Source organism: Deltaproteobacteria bacterium, assembly GCA_016875395.1.
In the GTDB taxonomy this organism is placed as follows: domain Bacteria; phylum Myxococcota_A; class UBA9160; order UBA9160; family UBA6930; genus VGRF01.
In genome coordinates, this window is sequence record VGRF01000004.1 from 74165 (window position 1) to 98507 (window position 24343).

The 24343-nt window shown below is 70.7% G+C and carries 29 protein-coding genes; 14 read left to right on the plus strand and 15 right to left on the minus strand.

What is annotated here, in order from left to right:
- Positions 1 to 10: 10 nt before the first annotated feature.
- The 7 genes from tsaD to FJ091_04925 form a co-directional block, all read right to left on the minus strand.
- Positions 11 to 991 (minus strand): tRNA (adenosine(37)-N6)-threonylcarbamoyltransferase complex transferase subunit TsaD, encoded by a 981-nt coding sequence (tsaD, locus tag FJ091_04895; protein ID MBM4382688.1) that lies wholly within the window; start codon positions 989 to 991, stop codon positions 11 to 13.
- 141 nt (positions 992 to 1132) lie between these two features.
- The gene (gene dksA, locus FJ091_04900) at positions 1133 to 1495 is read right to left on the minus strand and encodes an RNA polymerase-binding protein DksA (GenBank protein ID MBM4382689.1); all 363 of its coding nucleotides are present in this window, start codon (positions 1493 to 1495) and stop codon (positions 1133 to 1135) included.
- 113 nt (positions 1496 to 1608) lie between these two features.
- Positions 1609 to 2331, minus strand: a complete 723-nt coding sequence (locus FJ091_04905; protein MBM4382690.1) for a tetratricopeptide repeat protein — start codon at positions 2329 to 2331, stop codon at positions 1609 to 1611.
- Positions 2332 to 2352: 21 nt separating this feature from the next.
- Entirely contained in the window at positions 2353 to 3681 is a 1329-nt protein-coding gene (locus FJ091_04910; GenBank protein ID MBM4382691.1) for a PD40 domain-containing protein, read from the minus strand.
- A 3-nt stretch (positions 3682 to 3684) separates the two neighbouring features.
- Positions 3685 to 4467, minus strand: coding sequence for a TonB C-terminal domain-containing protein (locus tag FJ091_04915; GenBank protein ID MBM4382692.1), 783 nt, complete (start codon positions 4465 to 4467; stop codon positions 3685 to 3687).
- Between the two features lie 6 nt (positions 4468 to 4473).
- Positions 4474 to 4845 (minus strand): protein TolR, encoded by a 372-nt coding sequence (gene tolR / locus FJ091_04920; protein ID MBM4382693.1) that lies wholly within the window; start codon positions 4843 to 4845, stop codon positions 4474 to 4476.
- Between the two features lie 39 nt (positions 4846 to 4884).
- Positions 4885 to 5595 (minus strand): MotA/TolQ/ExbB proton channel family protein, encoded by a 711-nt coding sequence (locus FJ091_04925; protein ID MBM4382694.1) that lies wholly within the window; start codon positions 5593 to 5595, stop codon positions 4885 to 4887.
- A gap of 179 nt (positions 5596 to 5774) precedes the next feature.
- Here FJ091_04925 and FJ091_04930 point away from each other — a divergent pair, with 179 nt between their 5' ends.
- The 6 genes from FJ091_04930 to FJ091_04955 all read left to right on the plus strand — a co-directional run bounded on the left by FJ091_04930 (position 5775) and on the right by FJ091_04955 (position 10450).
- The gene (locus tag FJ091_04930; GenBank protein ID MBM4382695.1) at positions 5775 to 7298 is read left to right on the plus strand and encodes a leucyl aminopeptidase; all 1524 of its coding nucleotides are present in this window, start codon (positions 5775 to 5777) and stop codon (positions 7296 to 7298) included.
- A 267-nt stretch (positions 7299 to 7565) separates the two neighbouring features.
- Positions 7566 to 7940, plus strand: coding sequence for a cytochrome c (locus tag FJ091_04935; protein ID MBM4382696.1), 375 nt, complete (start codon positions 7566 to 7568; stop codon positions 7938 to 7940).
- Positions 7941 to 8055: 115 nt separating this feature from the next.
- Positions 8056 to 9003 (plus strand): RNA polymerase factor sigma-32, encoded by a 948-nt coding sequence (locus tag FJ091_04940; GenBank protein ID MBM4382697.1) that lies wholly within the window; start codon positions 8056 to 8058, stop codon positions 9001 to 9003.
- Positions 9003 to 9275, plus strand: coding sequence for an acylphosphatase (locus FJ091_04945; GenBank protein ID MBM4382698.1), 273 nt, complete (start codon positions 9003 to 9005; stop codon positions 9273 to 9275). The genes FJ091_04940 and FJ091_04945 overlap by 1 nt, the downstream gene beginning before the upstream one ends.
- Positions 9272 to 9718 carry a DUF192 domain-containing protein gene (locus tag FJ091_04950; protein MBM4382699.1) on the plus strand — a complete coding sequence of 149 codons (447 nt, stop codon included), beginning with the start codon at positions 9272 to 9274 and terminating at the stop codon, positions 9716 to 9718. The genes FJ091_04945 and FJ091_04950 overlap by 4 nt, the downstream gene beginning before the upstream one ends.
- A 42-nt stretch (positions 9719 to 9760) precedes the next feature.
- Complete coding sequence (locus FJ091_04955; GenBank protein MBM4382700.1) at positions 9761 to 10450, plus strand: DUF4388 domain-containing protein; 690 nt, start codon at positions 9761 to 9763, stop codon at positions 10448 to 10450.
- On the opposite strand, the gene FJ091_04960 is transcribed toward FJ091_04955, so the two are convergent.
- The 3 genes from FJ091_04960 to moaD form a co-directional block, all read right to left on the minus strand.
- Complete coding sequence (locus FJ091_04960) at positions 10444 to 11652, minus strand: hypothetical protein (GenBank protein MBM4382701.1); 1209 nt, start codon at positions 11650 to 11652, stop codon at positions 10444 to 10446. The genes FJ091_04955 and FJ091_04960 overlap by 7 nt on opposite strands.
- 207 nt (positions 11653 to 11859) lie before the next feature.
- The gene (locus tag FJ091_04965) at positions 11860 to 12414 is read right to left on the minus strand and encodes a MogA/MoaB family molybdenum cofactor biosynthesis protein (GenBank protein MBM4382702.1); all 555 of its coding nucleotides are present in this window, start codon (positions 12412 to 12414) and stop codon (positions 11860 to 11862) included.
- Positions 12411 to 13064 carry a molybdopterin converting factor subunit 1 gene (moaD, locus tag FJ091_04970; GenBank protein ID MBM4382703.1) on the minus strand — a complete coding sequence of 218 codons (654 nt, stop codon included), beginning with the start codon at positions 13062 to 13064 and terminating at the stop codon, positions 12411 to 12413. Before moaD ends, FJ091_04965 begins: the two co-directional genes overlap by 4 nt.
- 110 nt (positions 13065 to 13174) lie before the next feature.
- Here moaD and FJ091_04975 point away from each other — a divergent pair, with 110 nt between their 5' ends.
- Genes FJ091_04975 through FJ091_04985 form a run of 3 tightly spaced genes read left to right on the plus strand, consistent with a single transcriptional unit; the run spans position 13175 to position 14277 of the window.
- On the plus strand, positions 13175 to 13420 hold the full coding sequence (locus FJ091_04975; protein ID MBM4382704.1) for a NifU family protein: 246 nt from the start codon (positions 13175 to 13177) through the stop codon (positions 13418 to 13420).
- 33 nt (positions 13421 to 13453) lie between these two features.
- The gene (locus FJ091_04980; protein ID MBM4382705.1) at positions 13454 to 13987 is read left to right on the plus strand and encodes a hypothetical protein; all 534 of its coding nucleotides are present in this window, start codon (positions 13454 to 13456) and stop codon (positions 13985 to 13987) included.
- Positions 13984 to 14277: a hypothetical protein gene (locus tag FJ091_04985; protein ID MBM4382706.1), complete on the plus strand. Its 294-nt coding sequence runs from the start codon at positions 13984 to 13986 to the stop codon at positions 14275 to 14277. The genes FJ091_04980 and FJ091_04985 overlap by 4 nt, the downstream gene beginning before the upstream one ends.
- 91 nt (positions 14278 to 14368) lie before the next feature.
- On the opposite strand, the gene FJ091_04990 is transcribed toward FJ091_04985, so the two are convergent.
- Positions 14369 to 14803 carry a polymer-forming cytoskeletal protein gene (locus FJ091_04990; GenBank protein MBM4382707.1) on the minus strand — a complete coding sequence of 145 codons (435 nt, stop codon included), beginning with the start codon at positions 14801 to 14803 and terminating at the stop codon, positions 14369 to 14371.
- A gap of 112 nt (positions 14804 to 14915) precedes the next feature.
- Between FJ091_04990 and FJ091_04995 the strand changes: the two genes are divergently transcribed.
- The 5 genes from FJ091_04995 to FJ091_05015 are packed head-to-tail and all read left to right on the plus strand — an operon-like array spanning position 14916 to position 19657.
- Positions 14916 to 15803, plus strand: coding sequence for a hypothetical protein (locus FJ091_04995; protein ID MBM4382708.1), 888 nt, complete (start codon positions 14916 to 14918; stop codon positions 15801 to 15803).
- Positions 15800 to 17380: a methionine--tRNA ligase gene (locus FJ091_05000; GenBank protein ID MBM4382709.1), complete on the plus strand. Its 1581-nt coding sequence runs from the start codon at positions 15800 to 15802 to the stop codon at positions 17378 to 17380. Before FJ091_04995 ends, FJ091_05000 begins: the two co-directional genes overlap by 4 nt.
- Positions 17381 to 17398: 18 nt before the next feature.
- On the plus strand, positions 17399 to 18187 hold the full coding sequence (locus tag FJ091_05005) for a TatD family hydrolase (GenBank protein MBM4382710.1): 789 nt from the start codon (positions 17399 to 17401) through the stop codon (positions 18185 to 18187).
- Positions 18184 to 18987, plus strand: coding sequence for an inositol monophosphatase (locus tag FJ091_05010; protein ID MBM4382711.1), 804 nt, complete (start codon positions 18184 to 18186; stop codon positions 18985 to 18987). Before FJ091_05005 ends, FJ091_05010 begins: the two co-directional genes overlap by 4 nt.
- A 16-nt stretch (positions 18988 to 19003) precedes the next feature.
- Positions 19004 to 19657 carry a hypothetical protein gene (locus FJ091_05015; GenBank protein ID MBM4382712.1) on the plus strand — a complete coding sequence of 218 codons (654 nt, stop codon included), beginning with the start codon at positions 19004 to 19006 and terminating at the stop codon, positions 19655 to 19657.
- A gap of 27 nt (positions 19658 to 19684) precedes the next feature.
- Here FJ091_05015 and FJ091_05020 read toward each other — a convergent pair whose 3' ends face one another.
- From FJ091_05020 to FJ091_05035, 4 genes are read right to left on the minus strand one after another with little or no spacing between them, the layout of a single operon-like run.
- Positions 19685 to 21085 carry a DUF4340 domain-containing protein gene (locus FJ091_05020; protein ID MBM4382713.1) on the minus strand — a complete coding sequence of 467 codons (1401 nt, stop codon included), beginning with the start codon at positions 21083 to 21085 and terminating at the stop codon, positions 19685 to 19687.
- A gap of 16 nt (positions 21086 to 21101) precedes the next feature.
- Positions 21102 to 22697, minus strand: a complete 1596-nt coding sequence (locus tag FJ091_05025) for a GldG family protein (protein ID MBM4382714.1) — start codon at positions 22695 to 22697, stop codon at positions 21102 to 21104.
- A 2-nt stretch (positions 22698 to 22699) separates the two neighbouring features.
- Positions 22700 to 23497, minus strand: a complete 798-nt coding sequence (locus tag FJ091_05030) for an ABC transporter permease subunit (GenBank protein MBM4382715.1) — start codon at positions 23495 to 23497, stop codon at positions 22700 to 22702.
- Positions 23494 to 24270 (minus strand): ABC transporter ATP-binding protein, encoded by a 777-nt coding sequence (locus tag FJ091_05035; protein MBM4382716.1) that lies wholly within the window; start codon positions 24268 to 24270, stop codon positions 23494 to 23496. The genes FJ091_05030 and FJ091_05035 overlap by 4 nt, the downstream gene beginning before the upstream one ends.
- Positions 24271 to 24343: the final 73 nt, after the last annotated feature.

The window sequence follows — 24343 nt, forward strand, 5'->3', positions numbered from 1 at the left end:
TGCCGGGCCCTCAAGCGCGCGCGTCCGCCCACGGGCGTGCGGCGAGCTCGACGCGCGAGAACGCGCTCAGTGCCAGCGAGTCGCGCGCGCCTCGCGCGAGCAGCTGCGCGCCGGCGGCGGCGATCATCGCCGCGTTGTCGGTGCACAGCGCGAGCGGCGGCAGGAACAGCGCGAAGCCGTCGCGCTGCGCAGCCACCGCGAGCTCTTGGCGCAGGCGCGAGTTCGCGGCGACACCGCCGACCACCGCCACGCGCGCGAGCCCTTCGTCGCGCGCCGCGCGCCGCGCTTTCGCGACGAGCACGTCGGTCGCGGCGGCCTCGAACGACGCAGCGAGATCCGCGGCGCGCTCGGGATGCTTCTCCGCTGCGAGCAGCACCGCCGTCTTGAGCCCGCTGTACGAGAAGTCGTAGCCGGACTCGTCCAGCATCGGCCGCGGAAACGCGAACGCCGTGGCGTCCCCCTGCTGCGCGAGCTTCGAGAGCGCGGGGCCGCCCGGATACGGGAGACCTAACAGCTTCGCGACTTTGTCGAAGGCCTCGCCGACCGCGTCGTCGCGCGTCTCGCCGAGCAGCACGGGCGCGGCGTTCTCCTCGATGCGGTAGAGCGCGGTGTGCCCGCCCGAGACGACGAGGCCGAGATACGGCGGCACGAGCGCGGCGTCCGCGATCTCCGCTGCAGCGAGATGACCCGCGAGGTGGTGCACGCCGACGCACGGCACGCCGAGGCGATACGCGTAGGCCTTCGCGAACGAAAGCCCCACGAGCAGCGAGCCGAGCAGGCCCGGGCCGGCCGTCACGGCGACACCCGTCAGGGCGCTCTCTGCGACGCCCGCCTCCGCAAGCGCCGCCCGCACGACCTGCGACACGACGCGCACGTGGTCGCGCGAGGCGAGCTCCGGCACGACGCCGCCGTACGGGGCGTGCACCGCGGTCTGGCTGCGCACCGTGCTCGCGAGTACCTCGCGCCCGCCGCGCACGATCGCAGCTGCCATCTCGTCGCAGCTGCTCTCGATGCCGAGTACCAGGCTCTCAGGGGATCGATCGTCCACGGGTTGCCTCGCCGAAGCGGCCGCAAGCGTTGCCGTTCCTCGGCAACGCGCGCAGCGAGGCGCCGCCGAGCGAAGCCCAGCAGGTCAGGCTTGATGTCGCTCCATGCGCTCTTGCTCCGACTTGCAGTCGATGCAGAGCTCCGCGACCGGGCGCGCCTCGAGACGCTTGACGCCGATCTCCTCGCCGCAGCTCTCGCACTCGCCGTAGACGCCCTGCTCGATCTTCTGCAGCGCCTCCTCGATCTTCGCGAGCAGCCCGCGCTCGCGTTCGCGCAAGCGGCCCTGGAACGCGAGGCTCATCTCGGACGACGCGGCGTCGATCTCGTCCGGAAAGTCGTCGGGGTCGAGATGGATCTCGCCAGCCACGGCTTTCTTCGCGTTCCCGACGAGCTGCGCACGCTGCTCGGTGAGGATCTTCTTGAACTTGTCGAGATCGCGCTTTCGCACCGATCGTTCCTTTCAGGCTCCCGCTGCCGCTACCGCGCGGCCAGCGCATGACTTTGTTCGTTCGCTCGACTTCGAGGCCACTGTTCGAACCTCGCTCGCGTTCGGCTCGCTGCTCAGCCAGCGATGATCTTGAGTCGCTCGCGCGCGTCGTTCGCTCGCTTGTGGCTCGGGTAACTATCGATCACGCGCTGGAAGGCCTTTTGCGCCGCCTTCGAGTACTGCGGACCGAGCTGGAGAAGCGCCTCGCCCTGACGGAACAGCGCCTCGGGCGCCTTGTCGCTCTCCGGGTAGCGCTGCGCGACCTCGTCGAAGCGCAGCACCGAAGTCTTGAGATCTCCCTGCCGGTAGTGGCAATCCGCGAGCCAGAACGCTGCGTCGTCCGCGTATTTCGAGGACTGGAAAGATTGCAGGAAGCGTCCGAAGCGGTCAACGCAGCTCGCGTGATCATTCGTCCGCCACGCGTCGTACGCCTCTCGGTAGAGCGCGAGCTCCTCTGACGCGGGCCCTTCCGGCGGCGCTTCCTCGGGCGAAGGCTGCACGGCCTGCTTCGCGCTCGCCTCGCGCGCAGCGCGCGCGTCCGTGCCCGCCTGCTCGGCGGCGCGCTCCGCCAGCTCGACGCGCCCGCGCAGCTCGGCGACTTCGGCGCACAACGCTTCGAGCTCGGTCGTGAGGTCCGCGATGCGCTTGCCGTGGTCGGCCGGCTGCGTCCCCGAGCGCATCTTGTTCACTTCGTACTCGAGCTTGCGCTGCTCCGCGACGGTCGCGCAGCCCGTGAGTGCGAGCGCGCCGGCGAGCGCAGCGACCGCGAGCAGCGGCGTGCGTTGAATCGTCTTCATCGTGCCCCCCTAATCACTCGTTCACTTTCCGCGACGCGGGCCCCAGGCCGGATGCGTCGAGTTGCCTTGCTTGGTGATGCGGCGCGCGGGCAGCTCGCGCACGTCGCCCACCTCGCCGCTCGCCACGAAGATCTCCGGCCGCCCAAAGCGCGTCGAGCTGAACGCAATCAGCCGGCCGTCTGGAGACCAGTGCGGATGCTCGTCGCTGCGCGGGTTCGACACGACGGGGATCGGCTGCCCGCCTTCGGGGCGGATCTTCCAGATGTCGAACTGGCTGTTGATGCGCGTCTCGAACGCGATCCACTCGCCGTCGGGCGACCAGTTCGGCGAGGTGTTGTACGCGCCGTCGTAAGTGAGTCGCCGCACGTTCGAGCCGTCTGCGTCCATCACGTAGATCTGCGGTGCGCCAGTACGGTCCGAGACGAACGCGATCTGGCGGCCGTCCGGCGACCAGGCGGGGCCGACGTCGATGTAGCGGTCCTTGGTGAGCCGCTTGAGCCCGCCGCCCGCCGTGCTCGCGACGAAGATCTCACTCACGCCGTCGACGCTGCCGACGATCGCGAGGCGCGTGCCGCTCGGGTCGTAGACGCCGCGGTAGAGGCGCGTCGAATCCGGCAGCGACTGGAACAGGCGCCCCGACGGCTGCGGCGCGCGACGCATCACGTAGAGCCACGGGCGGCTGCGGTAGCGATAGCTCGTCATCACGAGCCCGGTCGCGTCGGGGTCCCAGCTCGGGAACGTGCTGATCGTCCCGAAGCGCGTGACGGCGCGCTGGTTGTCGCCGTTCGCGTCCATCACCGAGATCTCTTTCGCGCCGGGGCGGCTCGACACGAACGCGACCTCCGTGTCCGCGACGCCGGGCACGCCCGTCAGCGCGCCGACGATCTCGTCCGCGATCGACTTGCCGAGCCGGCGCGCGGATTCCGGGCGCCCCGTGCGCTGTTTCGAGGCGACCTTCGCGGTGCAGCGCACGACATCGTGCACGCGGTACGTGACGCGCATCGCCTCGGGCGTGACGACGACCATGCCCTGCACGAGGTAGTCCGCGCCGATCTGCTTCCAGTTGTTGCAGCGCGGCGCCGGCGCGGAGTCGACCGCGGGACTCGTCACGGGGTCGAGGAAGGCGCTCTCGGGGACGAGCGCGTAGCGCATCGAGAACTCGAGGCCGCCGCCGAGCGCCGCGCTGAGCTCGCTCGCGAGCGCGCTCGCTTCCGGCGTGCGCGCGTAGAAGCGCTGCACCGCGACGCGGTCGAGCGCGAACTTTCCGCCGCCGACGACCGTGTCGGGGCGCTCCTCCGCGGAAACCCCCGACGCGAGCACGACACAAACGAGCCAACACAACTTGCGCATCGCTCAGAGGTCTCCGTCGATGATGAGGGGCCAATCGCCGTTGTTCGGAGGAGGCGGCAGCGAGGATTCCTTCGCGAGGTACTGCTCGACTTGCTCGTCGAACCACGGATTGCCCGACTCGCGGTCGACCTCGTAGCCGAGCAGATCTCCGCTCGAGGTGAGCGTCACGACGACGCGCATCTTGAGGCCCTTGCCGCGGAACCCCGGCGGCAGGCCCATCTTGCGCCGCACGTGCGCGCGCACGCGGTTCTGCCAAGCCGCGATCTCTGGGCTGACGGGATCACCCGTGCCGCCGGCTCCGGGGCGCGCAGTCGCCTGTCGCGTCGGGCCCGTCGGCATGCTGCCCTGCTCGATGCGCGTCTCGGCGAGCAAGTCGTCCAGATCGACCTGCGCTTGCGAATCGTTCCGCGGCTTCGGAGGCGTTTCGGTGCGCTCGGTCTCGACCTCGGGCTTCTTCCTCACCGGCTTTCGCGCCGCATCCTCGGGAATGATCACTTCCTCGGTCTTCGGCGTGGGCGGCTCGGGTTCGGGCTGGACTGCGGGCTCGGGCTTCGGCTGCGCGGGCTTGGGCGCGGCGGCCGGACGTTCGGGCGACATCATCGCGGCGAGCTCTTGCGGTGTGACGAGCACGAACGGGTCGCCCGCCGGTGGCTCGCGGTCGTGCGGAAAGAACTCGAACGCGACCGTCGAGCCCAATAACAACGCGACGTGCAGCGCCGCCGAGATCGCGACCCAGCGGCGCCACTCGCGCTCGCGGTTCGCAAGGATCGTCAGCACCTCGCTCATGCGCCGCTACTCGCGCTCCGTGACGAGGCCGAGCTTCTCGACGCCTGCGGCGCGCGCCTTCGCCATCACTTTCGCGACGATGCCGTACTCCACCTTGGCATCGCCGCGCACGAACACTTCCTGGCTCGCGTTGCCGTCGAGAATCGCCGCGAGCTTCGCCTCGAGCTCTTCGAGCGGGAACTTCTGATCCGCGAGGTGAATCGTGCCGTCCTTCTGAATCGTGATGACGAGCGGGGGCTCCTTCAGCCGGATGTTCTCGGTGTTGGTCTTCGGGAGATCGACATCGATGCCGCCCTGCATCATCGGCGCAGTGACCATGAAGATGATCAGCAGCACGAGCATCACGTCCACGAAGGGCGTGACGTTGATCTCGCTCATCGCGCGGTGCGTCTTGCCTTGTTGCCCGGCGGCCACGGTTCAGCGCTCCACTGCGCGCGGGCCCGCGGCGGCGCGGCCGGCGCTGGCGGAGAGATGGGCGATGTCGTCCTGTAGTTCCACCGTGAACAGATCGATCGCGGCGGTGAGGTCCCGCAGGCGGGCGACGAAGGCGTTGTAGGCCACGGTCGCGGGGATCGCGGCGAAGAGGCCGATCGCGGTGGCGACCAGCGCCTCCGCGATGCCGGGGCCCACGGTCTCGAGCCCTGCATTGCCTGTGATGCCGATCTCCGCGAATGCGTTGATGATTCCGATCACCGTGCCGAACAAGCCGACGAACGGCGTGGCGCTGCCGACCGTGGCCAGGAACGAGAGCCGATTCTCGAGGCGCAGCGCCTCCTGCGAGCCGGCCCAGTTGATCGCCTTGTTCACCGCGCGCAGCTGGCTCGCGTCGAAGCCCTCTTCGCCCTTGCCGCGGTAGCGCGCGATCCGCTTCAGCTCGTTCACGCCCGCCGCCATCACGGCCGAGAGCGGGCTCTGCGGGTGGTCCTTCGCCGCCTTCTCCCAGTCCTCGAACGCGCCTTGGTGATAGGACGCGAGGAAACCCGCCGTGTCGTTCTCGGCGGCGCTGAACTCGCGCCACTTGGAGAAGATCGCGCCCCACGAGAAGACGGAGGCCGCGACCATCAGCGCGATCACGGCCTTCACGGGCCACGACGCCTGAAAGATGAGCGCGAATACGTCGAGATCCATGCGAGACGTCCCCCCAAAGACCGTCCCAGCACTGCGAAGCAGAAGGCCAGGAAAAAAGCCGCGCGAGTCTAGGTAGTGACCTTTGACCGTCAACCAATTCGTGGGCGACAACCGGCGGTTCTTGGGCATCTTGCGTGCCCGGCCGAAGTAGCTCGGCGCACTCCAAGGAGACTCTTGCGATGCAGATCACCGTTCAGTCCGCGGCGCTCGAAACGCTCAGCGCCGATGTGCTCGCCGTGCCGCTCGCGGAGCTCGATCCGGCGAAGGCGAAGCTGCCGGCGCAGCTTGCCGCGCTCGACCACGCGCTCGGCGGGCGCATCGCAGACGCAGTGCGCAGCGGAGACTTCACCGGCAAGAAGGGCGAGTCGCTCACGCTGCACGCGCCCGAGCGCGCGAAGGCGAAGCGCGTGCTGCTCGTGGGCGTCGGCGCTGAATCGAAGCTCGGGCTCGCCGCGCTGCGCGACCTCGCGGCGAGCGCGGTGCGCGAATGCGCAGCGCGCAAGGGCACGACGGTGGCGGTGCTCGCGCCGAATACGCGCCGCCACAAGCCGCCGGCGGCGTTTCAGGCGCTTGCGGAAGGCGCGCTGCTCGGGAGCTACCGCTTCGATCGCTACCTCGCAGCGAAGAAAGACAAGAAGGCCGTCGACAGCGTCGTGCTCGTGGTGCAGCGCGCCGCCGACAAGCGCGCCGCCGCAGCGGGCGCTGCGACGGGCGTGATTCTCGGTGAGAGCCAGAACCTCGCGCGCGCGCTCTCGAACGAGCCGCCGAACAAGCTGCCGCCGGCGGAGCTCGCGAAGGAAGCGGAGCGCGTCGCCAAGGAAGTCGGCCTCGAGTGCAAGGTGTTAGGGCGCGCGGAGCTCGAGAAGCGCGGCTTCGGCGCGATGCTCGCGGTGGCGCAGGGCAGCGCGAACGAGCCGCGCCTGATCGTGCTCGAGCACGGCGCGCCGCCGAAGAACGCGAAGAAAGGCGCGCGCAAGAAGCCGACGCTGTGCGTGATCGGCAAAGGCGTGTGCTTCGACTCCGGCGGGCTCTCGCTGAAGCCCGCCGCGAGCATGGAGAAGATGAAGCACGACATGTCGGGCGGCGCGGCCGTGATCGGCGCACTGCGCGCCGCGGCGCTGCTGAAGCTGCCGCTCCACGTCGTGGGCCTGATCGGCGCGGTGGAGAACATGCCGAGCGGCACGGCCTACCGGCCCGACGACATCGTCACGACGCTGTCCGGCCAGACGATCGCGATCGCCAACACCGACGCCGAGGGCCGCCTCGTGCTCGCCGACGTACTGCACCACGCGCGCACGACCTACGAGCCTGCCGCGATGATCGACCTCGCGACGCTCACCGGCGCGTGCGGCGTCGCAGTCGGCACGTGGTGCGCCGCGGTGCTCGGCAACGACCAGCGCCTGGTCGGGAAGATCCTCGCCGCGGGCGAGACCACGGGGGAGCGCTACTGGCAGCTGCCGCTCTGGGACGTGCACAAGGAGCACATGCGCGGCCAGATCGCCGACGTGAAGCAGACCGGCGGCCCGCACGGCGGCACGATCACCGCCGCCGCGATGCTGTGGCACTTCGTCGGGGAGACGCCGTGGGCGCACCTCGACATCGCGCCGGTCAGCGACACCGACAAGACCACGTCGCTGCAGCCGCTCGGCGCCACGGGCTTCGGCGTGCGCTCGGTGGTGGAGGTGCTGCGCGGCTGGAAGTGAGAGTCGTTCCGCTCGGGGTCTCACCCCGGGAGGCGAATTCCGGCGCGGCGCATCGCCTCGCCCAGAACCGGCAGCTCTCGCGCAAGTCGTACACCGCATCTCGGGTCGACTTGGTCGAATAACTCCTTATCGTGCGCGTCCGATCTCGCGCCGGGCCATGGGGGGCCGGCGTCGCGCGGGATGGCCCGCGAGCAGGAACTCCCTCCACTTCCACATGCGCCACCCGACTCGCAGCGCGAGCGGGAACTGGCAGGAGAAATCGAAGCGATGCGTTTCTGGATGACTGGCCTGGCACTCGTTCTCAGCGGCGGCTTCGCCGCCTCGGCGATCGCGGGCGACGCCGCCGCTGGCAAGCTCGTGTACACGGGCAAGGGCACGTGCTGGACGTGTCACGGCCAGACGGGCAAGGGCGACGGCCCGGCCGGCAAGGCGCTGAACCCGCCGCCGCGCGACTTCTCGGTCGGCGCGTTCCGATTTGACGCCGACAAGAACGGCAAGCCCGGCGAGGACGCCGACCTGCGGCTCGTGGTCCAGAAGGGTGCGGCCCCGTTCGGCGGCAACCCGGCGATGGCGCCGTGGGGCCACCTCTCGGCGAAGGAAATCGACGACGTGGTCGCCTTCGTCCGCTCGCTGCACAAGTAAGCGGACCGCGCCGCCTGCACCGCGGGCGAGCGCAACGCTGACGCGGGGCCGGGTCGCGAGACCCGGCCCCGTTTGTTTTGGTTTCTTGCGAGCGCGCGATTAGGTTGCGAAAGCGATGGCGGACGACGAGCTCGAACGCGAAGTGACGATGCTGCCGGTGCCGGCCGCGCCCGCTCTGCCGGCGCCGGTCGACGAGGCCGGGCTCGGCCGCGTCGACTCGCTCACGCGCTACATGGCGCAGCTGCGCGCCTACCCGCCGATCTCGCGCGAGGAAGAGCAAGAGCTCGCGCTGCGCTGGGTCTCGACGCACGACCCCGAGGCGGGCCGCCGCCTCGTGCTCGCGAACCTGCGCCTCGTGGTGAAGATCGCGATGGAGTACCGGCGCGCGTGGACGAACACGCTCGACCTCATTCAAGAGGGCAACCTCGGCCTGCTTCAGGCGGTGCAGCGCTTCGACCCTTATCAGGAGGTGAAGCTCGCCACCTACGCCGCGTACTGGATCCGCGCGTTCATCCTCAAGTACCTGATCGACAACATTCGCCTCGTGCGGCTCGGCTCGACGCGCGCGGAGCGCAAGCTCTTCTTCCGCCTCAACAAGGAGAAGCGCGAGCTACAGCGGCTCGGCTTCGAGCCGACGTCGAAGCTGATCGCCGAGCGCCTCGACGTGACCGAGGGCGACGTCGAGTCGATGGAGCAGCGCCTCGGCGGGAGCGACCTCTCGATGGAGGCGCCGATCGGCGACGACGAGGGCGGCGCGCGCTTCGGCGACCTCGTCGCTTCTCCCGAGCCGAGCGTCGAGGCGCAGGTCGCGGACGAGGACTTGCGCGAGACGTTCCGGGGCCACGTGAAGGCGTTCGCGGACAACTTGAAGCCGCGCGAGCAGCGCGTCATGCAGGCGCGCATCCTCGCCGAGGAGCCGCTCACGCTGCAGGCGCTCGGCGACGAGATGGGCCTCACGCGCGAGCGCATCCGGCAGATCGAGAAGAGCCTCGTCGACGACCTGCGCGACTACCTGAAGGAGAAGGTCGTCGACTTCGACTACTACGCGCCGAGCGACGACTGATGCCCAGCGTCCGCAAGCGCGTGGTTGTTACGGGCCGCGTCCAGGGCGTCGCGTTCCGCGCCTCGACGCACGCCCAGGCGACGCGCCTCGGCGTCGCGGGCTGGGTGAAGAACCGCGCGGACGGCGCCGTCGAAGCCGCGCTCGAGGGAGACGCCGCCGCCGTGGAAGCGCTGATCGCATTCTGCCGCCGCGGCCCGCGCTTCGCGGAGGTGCGCAGCGTGGACGTGGTGGACGAGCCCGCGGAAGGCCTCACGGAGTTCGCGATTCGATGACCGCACTCGTGCGCCGTGCGCTCGCCGCCCTGCTCGCGCTCCACCTCGGCGCCGCCGCAGTCGCGGCCGAAAAACGCCCCGAGGTCGTGCTCGACGAGCGCATCCGTGTCGCGGTCGACGTGGTCGAAACGCCCGCGCTGCGCGAACGCGGGCTGTCGGGCCGCGCCGACCTCGGCGAGCACGAGGGCATGCTCTTCCTCTTCCCGACGCAGAAGATCCAATCCTTCTGGATGAAGGAGATGAACTTCGCGATCGACATCCTCTGGGTCCGCGATGGCCAGATCGTGGGCATGTCCGAGAACCTTCCGCCGCCGCCGCGCATGTTGATGGTGCTGCCGCGCTACGCCTCGCCGGTGCCGTGCGACATCGTGCTCGAAGTGCGCGCGGGGCAGGCCAAGCGCTGGGGCCTCGCGATCGGGGATTCGGTGCGCATCGAGCGGTAAGCCGCTCTCAACCCGCGCCGCGCGCGCGCCGAAAACCGAGGCATGGCCGCCGACGCCCCGATGCTCTTCGTCCCCCCGCAGCTTCCGCTGCGGCTCGAGCCCGGTCGTGAAGTCGTGATCGGCCGCAGCGTCGAGTGCGAGCTGCGGGTTCCCGCCGTCGCCGCCTCGCGGCGGCACGCCGCCGTGATCTGGCGCGATGGCGCGGTGCTGGTGCGCGATCTCGGCAGCACGAACGGCACGCTGGTGAACGGCGCCAAGATCGAGGGCGAGCGCTCGCTCGATCCCGGCGATCGCATCGAGGTCGGCGGCATCAGCGTCACGTTCTGCCGCATCGACGCGAGCTACGCGCAGACCAGCGCGCCCGCGGACCGCACGGTCGTCTCCTTCGATCCTGCGCCCGCACCGCAGGCGTCCGCGCTGCGCGGCGATCTCGCGAAGATTCCGCTCTTTGCCGTGCTGCAAATGCTGGAGATGGGTGGCCAGAGCGGCTGTCTTGCAGTGGAGAGCGCGGCCGGCGAGTGCGCGATGTGGCTGGTGAGCGGCCGGGTCGTGCACGCCGAGGCCTCGAAGCAGCGCGGCATCGAGGCCGCCTTCGAGCTCGCCCAGATCGAAGCGGGCCGTTTCGAGTTCACGCCGGGCAGCCCGCCGCCGGAGCAGAGCTTCGAGATGTCCGTCACCGAGATCATTCTCGAAGCGTCGCGCCTGCTCGACGAGGCGAACGCGGCTCAGTGAGCCTTCGCGGCTGCGACGCGGCCGGCCGTCAGCTCGCGGCGCACCGCCGCGTCCACGCCGTCCGTGTCGTGACCGCACGCTTCGCGCAGCGCTGCGTCGATGCCCACGCCGCGGCCGAGGCTCCGTAACAACTCGGCGCGCGCCGGCGCGCTGGTGTGGCGCACGAGCCAGTCCGCCGTCGCGGTCGAGATCGCGTAGGCGAGCCGCGCCTCGCGGTCGCTGAGCCCGCTGAAGCTCGGCGCGATGCGGCGCAGCGAGAGCCACGCGTCGTCTGCGATCGCGCTGCGCAGCTGTGTCTCTTCCGCGCGCGAGAGCGCGGGGCGCTTCAGCGCAGTGCGCTCGAGCCACTCCGCGAGCCCCTCGTTGAGCCAGTACGGCCCGTCGCCGCCGGTTTGAAGCTTGAACAGCGCGTGCGTGTACTCGTGCACGAGCAGTCCGCGAAGCTCTCCGCCGGGGTGCGCCGCCGAGACGACGTGAATCCGGCCATCGAAGAAGCCCACGGTCTGGAACGAGAAGCGATGCGCGTGCGCGCGCGCGTAGTTCGCACGGCCGTAGAGCACGACGCCGAGCGGATCCGCTGGAGCGAGCCCGAGCGCGGCGCCGACGTGCGCGCGCGTGTCGTCGAGGATGCGCGCGACGGTGGCGCCGTACGCGGCGCCGCCCGCCTCGAGCAGCGACGTGTCGGCGTCGATCGCGAAGTCGGGATGCCTCAGCGCGACGAAGCGCGGCTCGCGCTCGCCCTGCAGCGCCTGTAGGCGGCGCTCGTCGTCGAGCTGCGCCAAGCGCCGGCGCGCAGACGCGCGCCACGCGTCGTAGTCCTCGCCCGCGACGGAGAGGAACGCGCGCAGATGCGCCTCGGCGGCGTCGAGATGCCCGCGGCGGCTCTGGATCAGGGCGAGGTAAAAGTGCGCCTCGGGGCGACCCGCGTCGCGCCGTAACACCTCGTGCAGGCGCGCCACCGCAAGCTGCGTGTCGCCCCGCCGGAGATCGACGAGCGCCTCGCGCACTGCTCGGTAGGCGCGGTCGTCCTCGGAGCTGCTCGCGCCGCGCTCGGGCGGAAGCGGCGGCGCAGCGCGCGTCCCCGCCCACAGCTCGCGGGCTTCGCTGACCGCGCGTGCACTCGCGGGCGCGTTGTCGTTCGTGGCGTGCATGACGCCCCGCTCGTCCACCCACACGCGAATCTCCGCAGGCGTGAGGCACACGAGTGCCGCAAGCGCGCAGACGCCGTGGGCGGTAGAGCGCAGCGCAGACGAGAAGCGACGCCGCGAGACAGTCACGCGTGTAGGTGCCGCTGCGTGCCGCGGAAGCGACGTGTAGCCGGCGCGCAGCGGGGCAGCAGATCGACGGCACTCGTCGCGGAAGTCGCGCAGCGTCCGTGCAGAATTCGCCGCGTGCGGCGCGCCGTGGATTCAGTGCTTGTGCGCGTGTTGCCCCATGCGCTTCGTCGCCTCGCCGACCAGATGACCGAGCTCCGGCAGTGCGAGGCGCTCCATGGCGAGTCGAATCGCCGCGGGCGACCCCGGGAGCCCGAACACGACCTTGCCGCTGCGCGAGCCCGCAAACGCGCGCGACAGCATCGCCGCGGGGCCGATCTCCTGGAACGAGAGCATGCGGAACAGCTCGCCGAAGCCCGGCAGCTCGCGCTCGAGCAGCGGGCGCACGGCCTCGGGCGTGACGTCGCGCGGCGAAGTCCCGGTGCCGCCGGTGAGCATCACGGCGCGGCACGCCTCGGTCGCGAGCGCGCGCTGGAGCGCGCCGCGAATCGCCTCGACGTCGTCGCGCACGATCTCGCGCGACACGACGGCGTGCCCCGCGCCGGCGATCAGCTGCGCGAGCAGATCGCCCCCGCTGTCGGTCTCCGGCGTGCGCGTATCGCTCACCGTAATCACTGCGCAGCCGACGCTCTTCGGCGCGCTCGCGTGATGCTGCGCCGCGGCGGGCGAGTGCTTGGGAGCCGTGCTCAGGCGTGATCCTCGACCCAGTACTCACCGCTCTCCGCGAACTCTTTCTTCCAGATCGGCACGCGCTGCTTCAGCACGTCGATCGTGTAGCGGCATGCGGCGAACGCCTCGGCGCGGTGTTTCGCCGCGGCGGCGACCACCACCGCGATTTCTCCGATCGGCAAGTGGCCGACGCGGTGCGCGACCGCGACGCGCGCGCCCCACTGCTGCGCGGCCTCGTCGCAGATCTTCTCCATCTCGCGCTCGGCCATCTCGGGGTAGGCCTCGTACTCGAGGTGACGGATCGAGTGGCCGCGCGAGGCGTCGCGCACGGTGCCGACGAACGTGACGATGCCGCCGGTGTCGGGGCCGAGCACACGGTTCACGACCGCGCCGGTATCGAGCGGCTGGTCGGAGATCCAGCAGCGCTTGGGCTCGCTCCCGCCCGAAACCGGGGGCAAGAACGCGACCTCGTCCCCGTCCGCGAGCGCGTGCTCGAAGCCTACCACGTTCTGGTTCACCGCAACGCGCAGCTTCGCACCGAGCTTCTCGAACGCCGCGTGGTCGGCGGCGAGCAGCGCAAACAGCTCGGCCACGCGCGCGCCGGCGTCGAGCGAGACCGCGAGCTCCTTCGCGCCCGTGGCTTCTCGCAGCGACCCGAAGAGGCGAACCATGACCTGCATGGCGCGGCAACGTACCCAGGCCGCGAGTCGGCGGCGAGCGCGCTCAAGCCCCCGCGCGCGGCGGCCGAAGCGCGGTCATGACCTCCGAGTTCGTGCGACCCCTGCGCAGCAAGATCGAGCTTGCGCTCGACCGCCTGCGGCCGGCGCTGATCGCCGATGGCGGCAACGTCGAGCTGCTCGAAGTCTCGGAGGAAGGCACCGCGCGCATCGAGTTTCAGGGCGCCTGCGCGACCTGCCCCGCGCAGGCCGCGACGCTGCGGCTGGCGCTCGAGCCGTACGTGAAGGCCGAGGTCCCGGAGGTCGCCGCGCTCGTACCGGTGACGACCATCGCGCGACCCGAGGCGTGACCTCGTAGACTGCGCCCCGTTTCGGGGGGAGCGATGGCGGCGCGCAAGAAGACTCGGCGCAAGCCTGCGCGGCGCGCGAAGGCGAAGTCGGCCGCGCGCCCTAACAAACGCGCGCGCAAGGGATCTTCGAAGCGCCGCGCCAAGAAGAAGCCCGCGAAGCCGACGCGGGCGCAATCTCCGCAAAAGCGCACCACGCTCGCCGCGCCCACTCCGAGGGCGCAGACGCATGCCGCGAAGCCGTCACTCGCGACCGCGCCCGCCGCGCCCTCCCCGTCACGCGGCTTCGCGCAGTCGCTCGCGCTGCTCGCGAGCGAGGCCGTGCGCGTCGGCGTCGTCGCGCACTGGTTCTCGCGCGGTGGAGTGGCGCAGCTCACGCTCGAAGCGCCGCTCGAGGCTGGCGAACGCCTGCACGTGCGCGGCGCGACGAGCGACTTCCTCGCGATCGCTACCTCGCTGCGCGTGAACCGCGCGGGAGTCGCCCGCGCTGAGCCCGGCGCCGCGAGCCTCGCGCTGCCACAACGCGCGCGCCCGGGCGACGTCGTCTACGCCCTGCGAGCGCCCGCGTGACCTCGCTGCCGTGCCCGCACTGCGGCGGCGCGAGCCCGCTCGCGAGCTGGCTCGATCGCGCCGACGCGAAGCTCGCACCCGCGAACAGCGTGCGCGCGGAGTGCCCGCGCTGCGACGCCGAGGCGTACCTCGCGCTGCGCGCCGGCGAAGCCGCGATCGGCTCGCTCTCCCCCGCGCCCGCGCTGTTCCGCCCCGAGCGCCGCGCACAGATCGCGGGCCTCGACGTGCGCGAGCGCTTCGACCACGTCGCGGTCGCGCTCGAAGCGCGCAGCTGGCGGTTCGAGCCCTAGCGAGCGCGACATTCCGGCCGGGCCGAAATGTCTCACGCGTGATGCAATTCGGCCCGGCCGGATCGCATCACGACGGCCACTGGCGCTCGCGTCAGCCGATCGGCGGCTTCGGCGGCTGCGGGCTCGCGGCGGACGTGAGGCTCGCCTTCTTGTCCGACATCTTCAGCTGCCCGTTCAGCACGGCGCCGTCTTCCATCACCAGACTCGGCGTCGACACGTTGCCGTCCACCCGGCCGGTCTTGTGCATCACGATCTTCTTGCCCGCGACAATGTCGCCCGCCACGGTGCCGCTGATGATCACGATCTGAGAGCGCACGTTCGCCTCGATGATCCCGGTCTCGCCGACCACGAGCGTGTTCTCGCTCGAGATCTCCCCCGCGAAGTGGCCGTCGATCCGCACCGTGTCCTTGAACGAGAGCTTGCCCTCGAACGAAGAGCCCTGATCGATGAACGCGGTGAGCGCGCCGAGATCAGCGCCCGTGGACGTTTGCGGTTGCGAGTCAGTCGTACGGCGGCCAAAGGCCATGGGTGCCTCCGAGATTCGGCACGAATCGGCCTCGCCGTCGGCGGACTTGAGGCAGGTGGGCCGCCTGCGCGCGTGGAATTCGAGAGATCGCTCCGTAGACTGCCGCGCCACCATGGATGCCCGCGAAAAACTGCTATCCGCGCTACGCGCGGGCCGCGTGCACGGGGCCTACCTGTTCGCGGGCCCCGGCGAGGCGCCGCGCCGCGCGGCCGAGTGGTTCGTCCGCGCGCTCGCGTGCGCGGGCGACGCCGCCGGTGAGCTGCCGTGCGAAGCCTGCCCCGCGTGCCGGCGTTCGCGCGGCAGCGAGCCGCCGGTCGCGCTCGACGGCGACGGCAAGAGCGGCCCGCTCTATCGCCACGTCGGCGACCACCCCGACTTGTTATGGGTCGAGCGCGGGGAAGAGAAGACGCGCGTCACGATCAAACAGGTGCGCGAGCTCCAGCATGTGTTTCGCCTGAAGGGCACGAGCGGCGGGCGGCGCGCCGCCGTGATCGCAGACGCGGAGTGGCTGAACCAAGAAGCGCAGAACGGCCTGCTGCGCACGATCGAGGAGCCGCCGCCGCGCACGACCTTCGTGCTGGTGTGCGCGAGCCCGGCCGGGCTGCTCGCGACCGTGCGCTCGCGCTGCCTGCGCGTCGACTTTCCCTTCGAGCGCGCGCCCAGCCCCGCGAGCCCGGAGGCGCCCGAGGAAGTGCGCGAGCTCGCGGCGCGGCTCGCGGACGCGGGCCGCATGCCGCTGCCCGCGCTGCTCGACTGGGCGGAGGAGTTCCGCGGCCCGCGCGCGATCGCGGCCGCGAAGGTGGGCGAGCTGTTGGGCGTGGGCGCGGCGTGGCTGCACGAGGAGATCGCGCGCGGCGCCGGCGAAGGCCGCGACGTGCGCGGCGCGCTCGGCGCGTTCGGCGAGCTGTCGGAGTGCCGCAAGGCGCTGGCGCAGCGCAACGCGAACCCGCAGATGGTCGCCGAGCGCGCGCTGCTCTCGCTGCGGGAGGCCCTCTCGTGAGCGGCCACTACTTCGTCACCGCGCCGATCTATTACGCCAACGGCGCGCCGCACATCGGCCACACCTACACGACGATCCTCGCCGACACGCTCGTGCGCTGGCACCGCCTGCACGGCCGCACCGCGTTCTCCGTGTCGGGCACGGACGAGCACGGCGAGAAGATGGTCGAGGTCGCCGCCAAGAACGGCGAGACGCCGCGCCAACTCGTCGATCGCATCTCGCCGCTGTTCGTCGCGGCCTGGAACGATCTCGGCATCCACCCCAGCGCGTTCGTGCGCACCACCAGCGAGCGCCACGTGCGCAACGTGCAGGCGCTCCTCCAGCGCGTCCACGATGCGGGCTGGATCGAGCTGCGCACGTACGCGGGCGACTACTGCGTCGGCTGCGAGCGCTTCGTGACCGAGCGCGACCTCGTGAATGGCGTTTGCCCCGATCACGAGCGCAAGCCCGAGCGCCGCAACGAGACGAACTACTTCTTCCTGATGAGCCGCGCCTTCGACTGGCTGCGCGCGCACATCGACGCACACCCGGACTTCATTCGCCCCGAGCGCTACCGCAACGAAGTGCTCGGCATGCTGCGCGACGCGAGCGGCCTCGGCGATCTCTCGATCTCGCGCCCGAAGACGCGGCTCGACTGGGGCATCGAGCTGCCCTTCGATCGCGACCACGTGTGTTACGTGTGGTTCGACGCCCTGATCACCTACTTGACCGGCGCGGGCTTCGACGGCGAGAAGGCGATCGACGCGCAATCCGGCGAGTTCGACGCGCGCTGGGCCGCGGCCGAGCACTTGATCGCGAAGGACATCTTGAAGCCGCACGCGATCTTCTGGCCGATCATGCTGCGAGCCATCGGCCTCGCGCCGCCGAAGCACCTGAACGTGCACGGCTATTGGAACGTCGATGCGCGCAAGGTCTCGAAGAGCCTCGGCAACATGATCGCGCCTAAGCTGTTACGGGACCGCTACGGCTTCGAGCAGGCGCGTTACTTCCTCTTGCGCGAGATGAGCTTCGGCAACGACGCGAACTTCACGGAAGAAGCGCTGGTCGAGCGCGTGAACGCAGACCTCGCGAACAACCTCGGCAACCTGCTGAGCCGCACGCTGAATCTGGTGGAGAAGAACTGCGCAGCGAAAGTGCCAGAGCCCGACTCGCGGGTCGAACCGGCCGCTCTCGACTCCGCATGGCGGAAAGCGCTCGGCGTGCTCGCCGCGTGGGACGGCGATGTCCGATTCCACCTCGCCCTCGAAGCGATCGTGGAGCTCTCGACGGCAGCAAACCGATACATCGACGAATGCGCTCCCTGGAAGGCGGCAAGGGTGCCGGGCTCGGAGGGTGCGGTACGGACCTGTCTCTACTGGTCGTGCCAGGCGCTGCATCGACTCGGGCGGCTGCTTGCTCCATTCCTGCCGAATGCGTCGCGGGAGATCCTCTCGCGCCTCGGGGCTTCGGAGCCCACGGATTACCCAAGCCTGAGCGAGCTCCTCCCCGAGCACGTGCGCGCAGTCGCGCCCGGCACGCCCATCGCCAAGGGCGCCCCGCTCTTCCCGCGCCTTGCGCCGCCCGCGCCCGCGGCCTGACAAGAAGTTGGCGCGGCGATGTGGATCGACTCGCACTGTCACGTGACCGCCGACGAGTTCGGCGGCGACCAGGCCGGCGTGATCGCGCGCGCGGCAGCGGGCAGCGTCGACACCCTCATCGCGATCGGCGCGGGCTACGGCGTCGCGCACAATGCGCGCGCGGTCGAGCTTGCGGCGCGCGACGCGCGCGTGTTCGCGACGGTGGGCGTGCACCCGCACGATGCGCGGCAGCTCGACGACGCGGGCAAACAGCAGCTGCGCGCGTGGCTCACCGCGCCGCGCGTCGTCGCGGTCGGCGAGTGCGGGCTCGACTACTGGTACGAGCACTCGCCGCGCGCCGAGCAGCGCGAGGTGTTCGCATGGCACGTCGCGCTCGCGCGCGAGCTGCGGCTCCCGGTCTCGATCCACGTGCGCGACCGCACGAGTGACGCCTATGAGGAGCTGCTCGACATCTGGCGGGCCGAAGGTCGCGGCGAAGTGCGCGGTGTCCTGCACTGCTACACGCACGATCTCGCTTTCGCGCGCCGCGCGATCGACGCGAACCTGCTGATCTCGTTCTCCGGGATTCTCACGTTCAAGAAAGACCGCGGGCTGCGCGACGTCGCGGCGGCGTTGCCGCTCGACCACGTGCTGGTCGAGACCGACGCGCCGCTGCTCGCGCCCGAGGGCCTGCGCGGGCGCCGCAACGAGCCGGCGAACGTGGCGCGCGTGGGCGCCGCGCTCGCGCTCGCACAGCAGCGGCCGCTCGAGGAGATCGCGCACGCGACCGCGGCGAATGCGCGCGCGCTGTTCGGGCTCCCGTCGTGAGCGCGGCGAGCGAGCTCGAGCGCTTGTTGGGGCTCGCGACGCGCCTCGCGCGCGAGGCGGGCGCGATTCAGCGCGCGAGCTACGAGGCCGTTCGCACGATCGACTCCAAGAGCCAGCCGAACGATCTCGTCACCGAGGTCGACCGCGCCTGCGAGGCGCATCTCGTCGCCGCGCTCGCCGAGGAGCGCCCCCACGACTCGGTGCTCGCGGAGGAAGGCGGCGGCACGGAGAAGCCGGGCGCGACGTATCGCTGGGTGATCGATCCGCTCGACGGCACCACGAACTACGCGCACGGCTACCCGCGCTTCGCCGTCTCGATCGGCGTCGAGCGCGAGGGTGCGCAGGCGTGTGGGGTCGTCTACGACCCGCTGCTCGACGAGCTCTATCACGCCGTTCGCAGCGGCGGCGCCTTCCGCAACGGGCGACGCATTTCGGTGTCGCGCGAGGCCGACCTGCGGCGCGCGCTCGTCTCCACGGGCTTCGCCTACGACAAGGCCATCACCGAGGACGACAACACGCGCGAGTTCCGCGCGCTCCTGAAGAACGCGCGCGAGGTGCGGCGCGACGGCAGCGCCGCGCTCGACCTCTGCTACGTCGCCGGGGGACGCTTCGACGCCTACTGGGAGTTCAAGCTGAAACCTTGGGACGTGGCGGCGGGGACGCTGATCGTCACCGAGGCGGGCGGGCGGGTCACAGATACGGTGGGCGGAGGCGAGTTCCGCAGCGGAGCGAGTGTGCTGGCGTCGAACGGCGCGCTGCACGCCGCAATGCTGGCGGGGCTCGCGGCGGCCAAGACCTGACAACGAGGACTCGGCGATGCGCGGCCTGATCACTTCGCTCTGCGGGCTCGGCATCGCGGCGGCAGCGGCGGCGCAATCCCCCGGCGCCGCACCGGGCAGCGCGACGCCTCAGCCGCCGCTGCAGATCCTCGTCTACACGCCCCAGGGCCAGCCGATGGCGCTGACGCCCTACCCGGCGCCGCCCACGGTGCAGATGCACCCGCTGCGCCAGATGATCGAGCACACGCCCGACCGCGTCGTCGTGGTGCGCCACGCGGCGCAGCCCCCGATCCCGTTCGTGGGCGGCGGCGCGCTCGAGATCGAGTCGCTCGGCGTGTTCGAGCCGGGCTTCGAGGAGAAGCGCCTGTTCGGCATTCGCCTCACCGTGAATCGGCCGGAGATCCCGGAGAAGGAGCGCAGGTTCTATCTCGAGCCGCGCGACGTCGACGGACTCACGCGCACGATCAGCGTGATCGAGGAAGTGATCGCCTCGGGCGCGCGCAACGCCACCGACGTCGAGTACTTCACGCCCGACGGCTTCGGCTTCGGCTACCGCACGCGCGCGGGCAAAGGCGAGCGCTACCTGCGTGCGAGCCGCGGCGAGATCTTCCGCGCGCCGCTCGGCGCAGACGGGCTCACGCGACTGCGCGACGCCCTCGAAGCCGCGCGCGCCGGCATCTTCGGCGGCTGAGCCGCGCGAGCGACTCGTTCCGCGCGCTCATTCGGGAGGCGCCGGCTCCACCTTTTCCGCGAAGCTCGCGCGGAATTGCGCGGCGCTCTGCGGCAGCGCGCTCGCGCGCGATTCGGCGACCCAGTAGACGACGCTGCGATCTGCGCGCATCGCCGCCAGCCCGGAGCCGGCGCGCAGCACGCCGAGGCGCACGTCGGCGAGCACGGGCGCCACATCGCCCTCCCCTTCGCCGCGCACGACGAGCTGCGCGCGCGCGGGCGCGAGGCCGAACGCGGCGAGCTCCGCTTCGCCTAACGACTCGGCAGCGATGCTCTCCCCGCTGAGCGACGCGATCTCCGCGACGAGCGCGCTCGCGGCGCCCGGAGCCATCGGCGGCGTGGCCTTCCAACCGTCCGCGCCGTTCGTGCCTGTCACGACGAGCGACTCCTCGCCGCTGAACTTCAGCGTGAAAGCCTTCGCGTCGCCCGTCGCGAAGAAGCCGAGCGTCTTGTCGCGCAGCGCGGTCACGCTCTTCGGGAGCCGCTCGAGAACGGAGCCTTCGACTTCCACCGCGCCGCTCGCACCGCTGCGCGCGGCGACGCGCGAGCCCTCGCGCGCGGCGCCGAGCGTGAGCGCATAGCTCGCGCCGCCTTCGAGGGTCAGCTCGGCGCGGTACTGCGGCGCCGCGAAGCCGAGCTCGGCGTCGGGCGGCGGCGCGTCGAGGAACTCCTCCGCGCGGAGACCCTGGAGGTCGCTGATCAGCGACTGCACCGCGATGTCGTCCGCGGCGTCCTCGAGCGGCGCCGCGAGGCGCCAGTCGTCGCCCTTCTTCTCGAGCGTCGCGGCGCCGCCCGCCCACGTGAGCGCGATCTTCGTCACCTTCTCGCGCTCGAAGTCGAAGAGCCGCGTCTCGCGCAGCTCCTGCAGCGTCTTGGTGAGCGAATTCGTCTGCCACTGCGGCACCACGAACACGCGCGCGTCGCCCTCCGCAGCGACGTAGGTGTTGCCCGCGACGGGGGTTGGGTCGCCGAGGCGCAGCGCGTAAGTCTTCCCGCCCGCGGCGAAGCGCACGCGCGGCTCGCGCGTGAGGCCGTAGCTGCCCAGCGGCTCGGGGTGCAGCGCGGCGTCCTCGGCCGCGGGATCGAACACGGTGCTGCTCGCGAGATCGGCGAGAGCGGAGGCGATGCCGCCCGCGGCGAACTCGTCGGCCGCGAAGTCGATCGGCTTCGCGATGCGCCACTTCTCGCCGCGCTTCTCGAGCCGCACGACGCCGCCGTCCGGCTGCGCGAGCTCGACCCACTCGATCGCGTCCTGCTCGACGCCGGGGAACACCTCGGTCTGCGCGGCATCGCCCTCGGGCTTCGCGTCTTCCCGCAGCTCGAACCACCAGAGCGCGCTGCCCGCCAGCGCGACGAGCAGAGCCAGTAACAACGTGCGGGAAGGCTTCATGGCGGAACCTACGACGTCAGCGTCCCGGCGCGCGGCGCCGGCGCCACCACGCGATCACGCCGAGCACGGCGATCCCTTCGGGCACCACGAACAGCGCCGCGGTGCGGATGCTGCGCAGTGTGTCGTCGGTGACCGCGAGCTGGCTCGCCCCGGGCCGGCGCGGGCGAATCGTGATGCCCTCGGGCTCGCCGAGCAGCCAGTTCACGCTGTTGAGGAAGATGTCGCGGTTGCGGAACTGCCCGATCCACTGATTCGTCGCGAAGTCCGAGTCGCCGAACACGACGAGCTTGCCGCGCTGTTTGCCTTCCGCGGGAGTTACGACGGCTTCTCCGGCGACTGCGATCGGAACCGTGCCGACGATCTCCTTCTCCGGATCCGGCCGTGGGTCCTGGCTCTGCAGGCTCGCGAAGTCGGTCTCGGCCCAGCTCTGCTCGCCCGTCGTCACGATCGTCTCGAGCCCGTTGCCTTCGCTCGCGGGCTTCACGCTGCTGACGGCGGCGTAGAGCGTGAAGTCGCCGAGCACGCGCGTGATCGGGTGGTCGCCGTACTGCGCCGCGAACGGCGTGTACGGGCTGCCCGAGAGCGCCTGCACGATGTCGACCACCACGTCGTCGCCGACCGTGACGCCCCACTTCGCGAGATCGCCGCGCAGGTCGGTCTGCGCGCGCGGGTCCATCAGCACGAGCAGCGAGCCGCCGCGCTCGAGGTAGCGCTGCAGCGTGGCGTGCTCCGCCTCGATGTACGGACGCGTCGGGCCCGCGAGCACGAGCACATGCGCGTCCTCGGGCACCTCGGCGCCCGACGCGAGCAAGAGCGGCTTCACCTCGAACGCCTCGTTCGTGAGCGCCTCCACGGCTTGGCTCATGCCCGCGCCGTCCTTCGCAGCGTCGCCCTCGATCGCGCGCTCGTTGTGCCCGACCGAGAAGTAGACCTTCTTCGCGCTGCGGCGCGTGAGCTTCACGATCGCGTTGGTGAGCGCCTCTTCCGTCGGCTCCGTGACCTCGGTCGTCTCCGTGCCGAGCTTCACGTGGATCAGCCCGCTCGCGAGCCGCTCGTTCGAGATGCCGAGCTCGCGCAGCCGGCCCGGCTTGTTGTTGGGATCGAACACCTCGATCGAGACGCGATCCGGCGCCAGTTCCTGGTACTTCGCGAGGAGCTCGTTCAGCCGCGCGTGCTCGAACGAGTTGTAGAGCGCGGTGAGCGCGAGCGGCTGCTTCAGCCCGGTGATCGTGGTGACGGTCTGCTCCGAGAGCGAGTGCAGCTTCGCCTCGGTGAAGTCCCACTTCGTCTCGTTCTGCGTGACGAAGTATGCGCCGATGCCGAGCAGCGCGATCGTGAACAGCATCCCGAGGATCGCGCTGGTGCCGTACTTGCTCGCGCGCCGCGCCTCGCCCGAGCGCAGCCGCGCGCGCACGCCGTCGAGATTCGCGCCGATCGAGACGAGCACGAGCACGAGGCCGACGACGAAGTTGCCGATGCTCCACGCAAACTGCTCGAGCACCGCGTCGAGCACGATCACGCCACTGGAAAGCGTCTCGACCAGCGCCGACACGAAGGCGAACACGATCAGGACCGCGCCGATCCATCCGAACAGGCTCGCGAAGCGCTTCATGGCTAGCGCCACCTCACGGATTCGATCGCGGTCTTGGTGACGACGAGGAACGCGCCGATCACGAACGCGAAGTACGCGAGCGCGCGCGTGTTCACGAGCCCGCCGAGCAGCTCCTCGAAGTGCTGCGCCGAGGAGAGCCACTTCACCGCGGCCATGCCGTGCTCGACGAAGGCGTTGCTCCCGGCGGCGGCGGCGGAGGCTTGGCCCGCGATGTCGCCCACCAGGAACAGGATCAACAGCACGACGAAGGTGAGGATGAAGGCGATCACCTGGCTGCGCGTGAGCGAGGAGAAGAACGCGCCGACCGCGGCGTAGCTGAGTCCGACCGCCCAGAAGCCGCCGATCGCGACGGCGGTCTGGGCGCGCTCGGGGCCGGGGTTCCCGTAGTAGAAGAGCAGCCCCACGTAGCCGCAGAGCACCGCGATCAAGAGCGTCACCATCGCGGCGGTCGCGAGGTACTTCCCTAACACCAGCTCCCAGATCGTGATCGGGCTGGTGAGGTAGAGCTCCTGCGTGCCGTTGGTCTTCTCGTTGGCGAACAGGCCCATCGTGAGCGCCGGCACCACGAACAGCATCACGATCCACATCGTCTGGAGCAGCGGCGCGAGGATCTGCTCGTGCAGGTTGAGGCGCTCCAGCACCTGCGGGTCGGGGTAGCTCTGCGCCTGCGCGTAGAACGCGATCAGCGCGACGAAGAAGAAGCCCGCGATCACCGCCCACAGCGAGAGCACCGCGTACGCGACGGGCGACACGAAGTACGAGCGCAGCTCGCGGCCGGCGATGGCGAGGGTGTGTCTCACGGCGTCGCCTCGGCCTGCGGCGGTTCGCTCGGCGGCGCGGCCGGCGCGGGCTCCTCGCGCTGCGTGGCGCGCGTGAACGCCTCCATGAGGCTCGCGCCGCCTGCGGTGATTTCTGCGATCGGCTGATCGAGTGCGACGCGCCCGTTGTTGATGAGAATCACGCGCCGACAGATCGCCTCGACCTCCGCGAGGATGTGCGTCGAGAGCACGATCGTGTGCTTGCCCTCGGCGTCGGTCGCGAGCGAGGCGAGCAGAGCGCGAATCTCTTGGATCTGGATCGGATCGAGGCCGACGGTGGGCTCGTCGAGGATCAGCACCTTCGGCTCGTGCACGATGGCCTGCGCGATGCCGACGCGCTGGCGGTAGCCCTTCGAGAGCGCGCCGATCACGCGGCGCCGCACGTCCGCTAGCCCGCAGCGCTCCATCGCGCGCTCGACCGCCAGCTTGCGCCCCGCGCGCGGCACGTCCTTCAGCTTCGCGACGAACGTGAGGTAGCCCTGCACGTCCATCTCGGGATAGAGCGGCGGCGTCTCGGGCAAGTATCCGATCGCGCGGCGCGCAGCGAGCGGCTCGTGGAAGATGTCGTGGCCGTCGATCAGCGCGGTGCCGTCGCTCGCCGGGAGGAAGCCCGTGAGGATGCGCATCGTCGTGGTCTTGCCCGCGCCGTTCGGGCCGAGGAAGCCGACCACTTCGCCCGCGCCGATCTCGAAAGAGACGCCGCCCACCGCGACGAAATCCCCGTACCGCTTGACGATGCCCTTCGCCTGGATCACGCGAGCCTCATTCCACGATTGCGCCGCGACCGAAACCGAGCCCGCGCGTGCAGTTCCGCCGCGCGCGAGAATA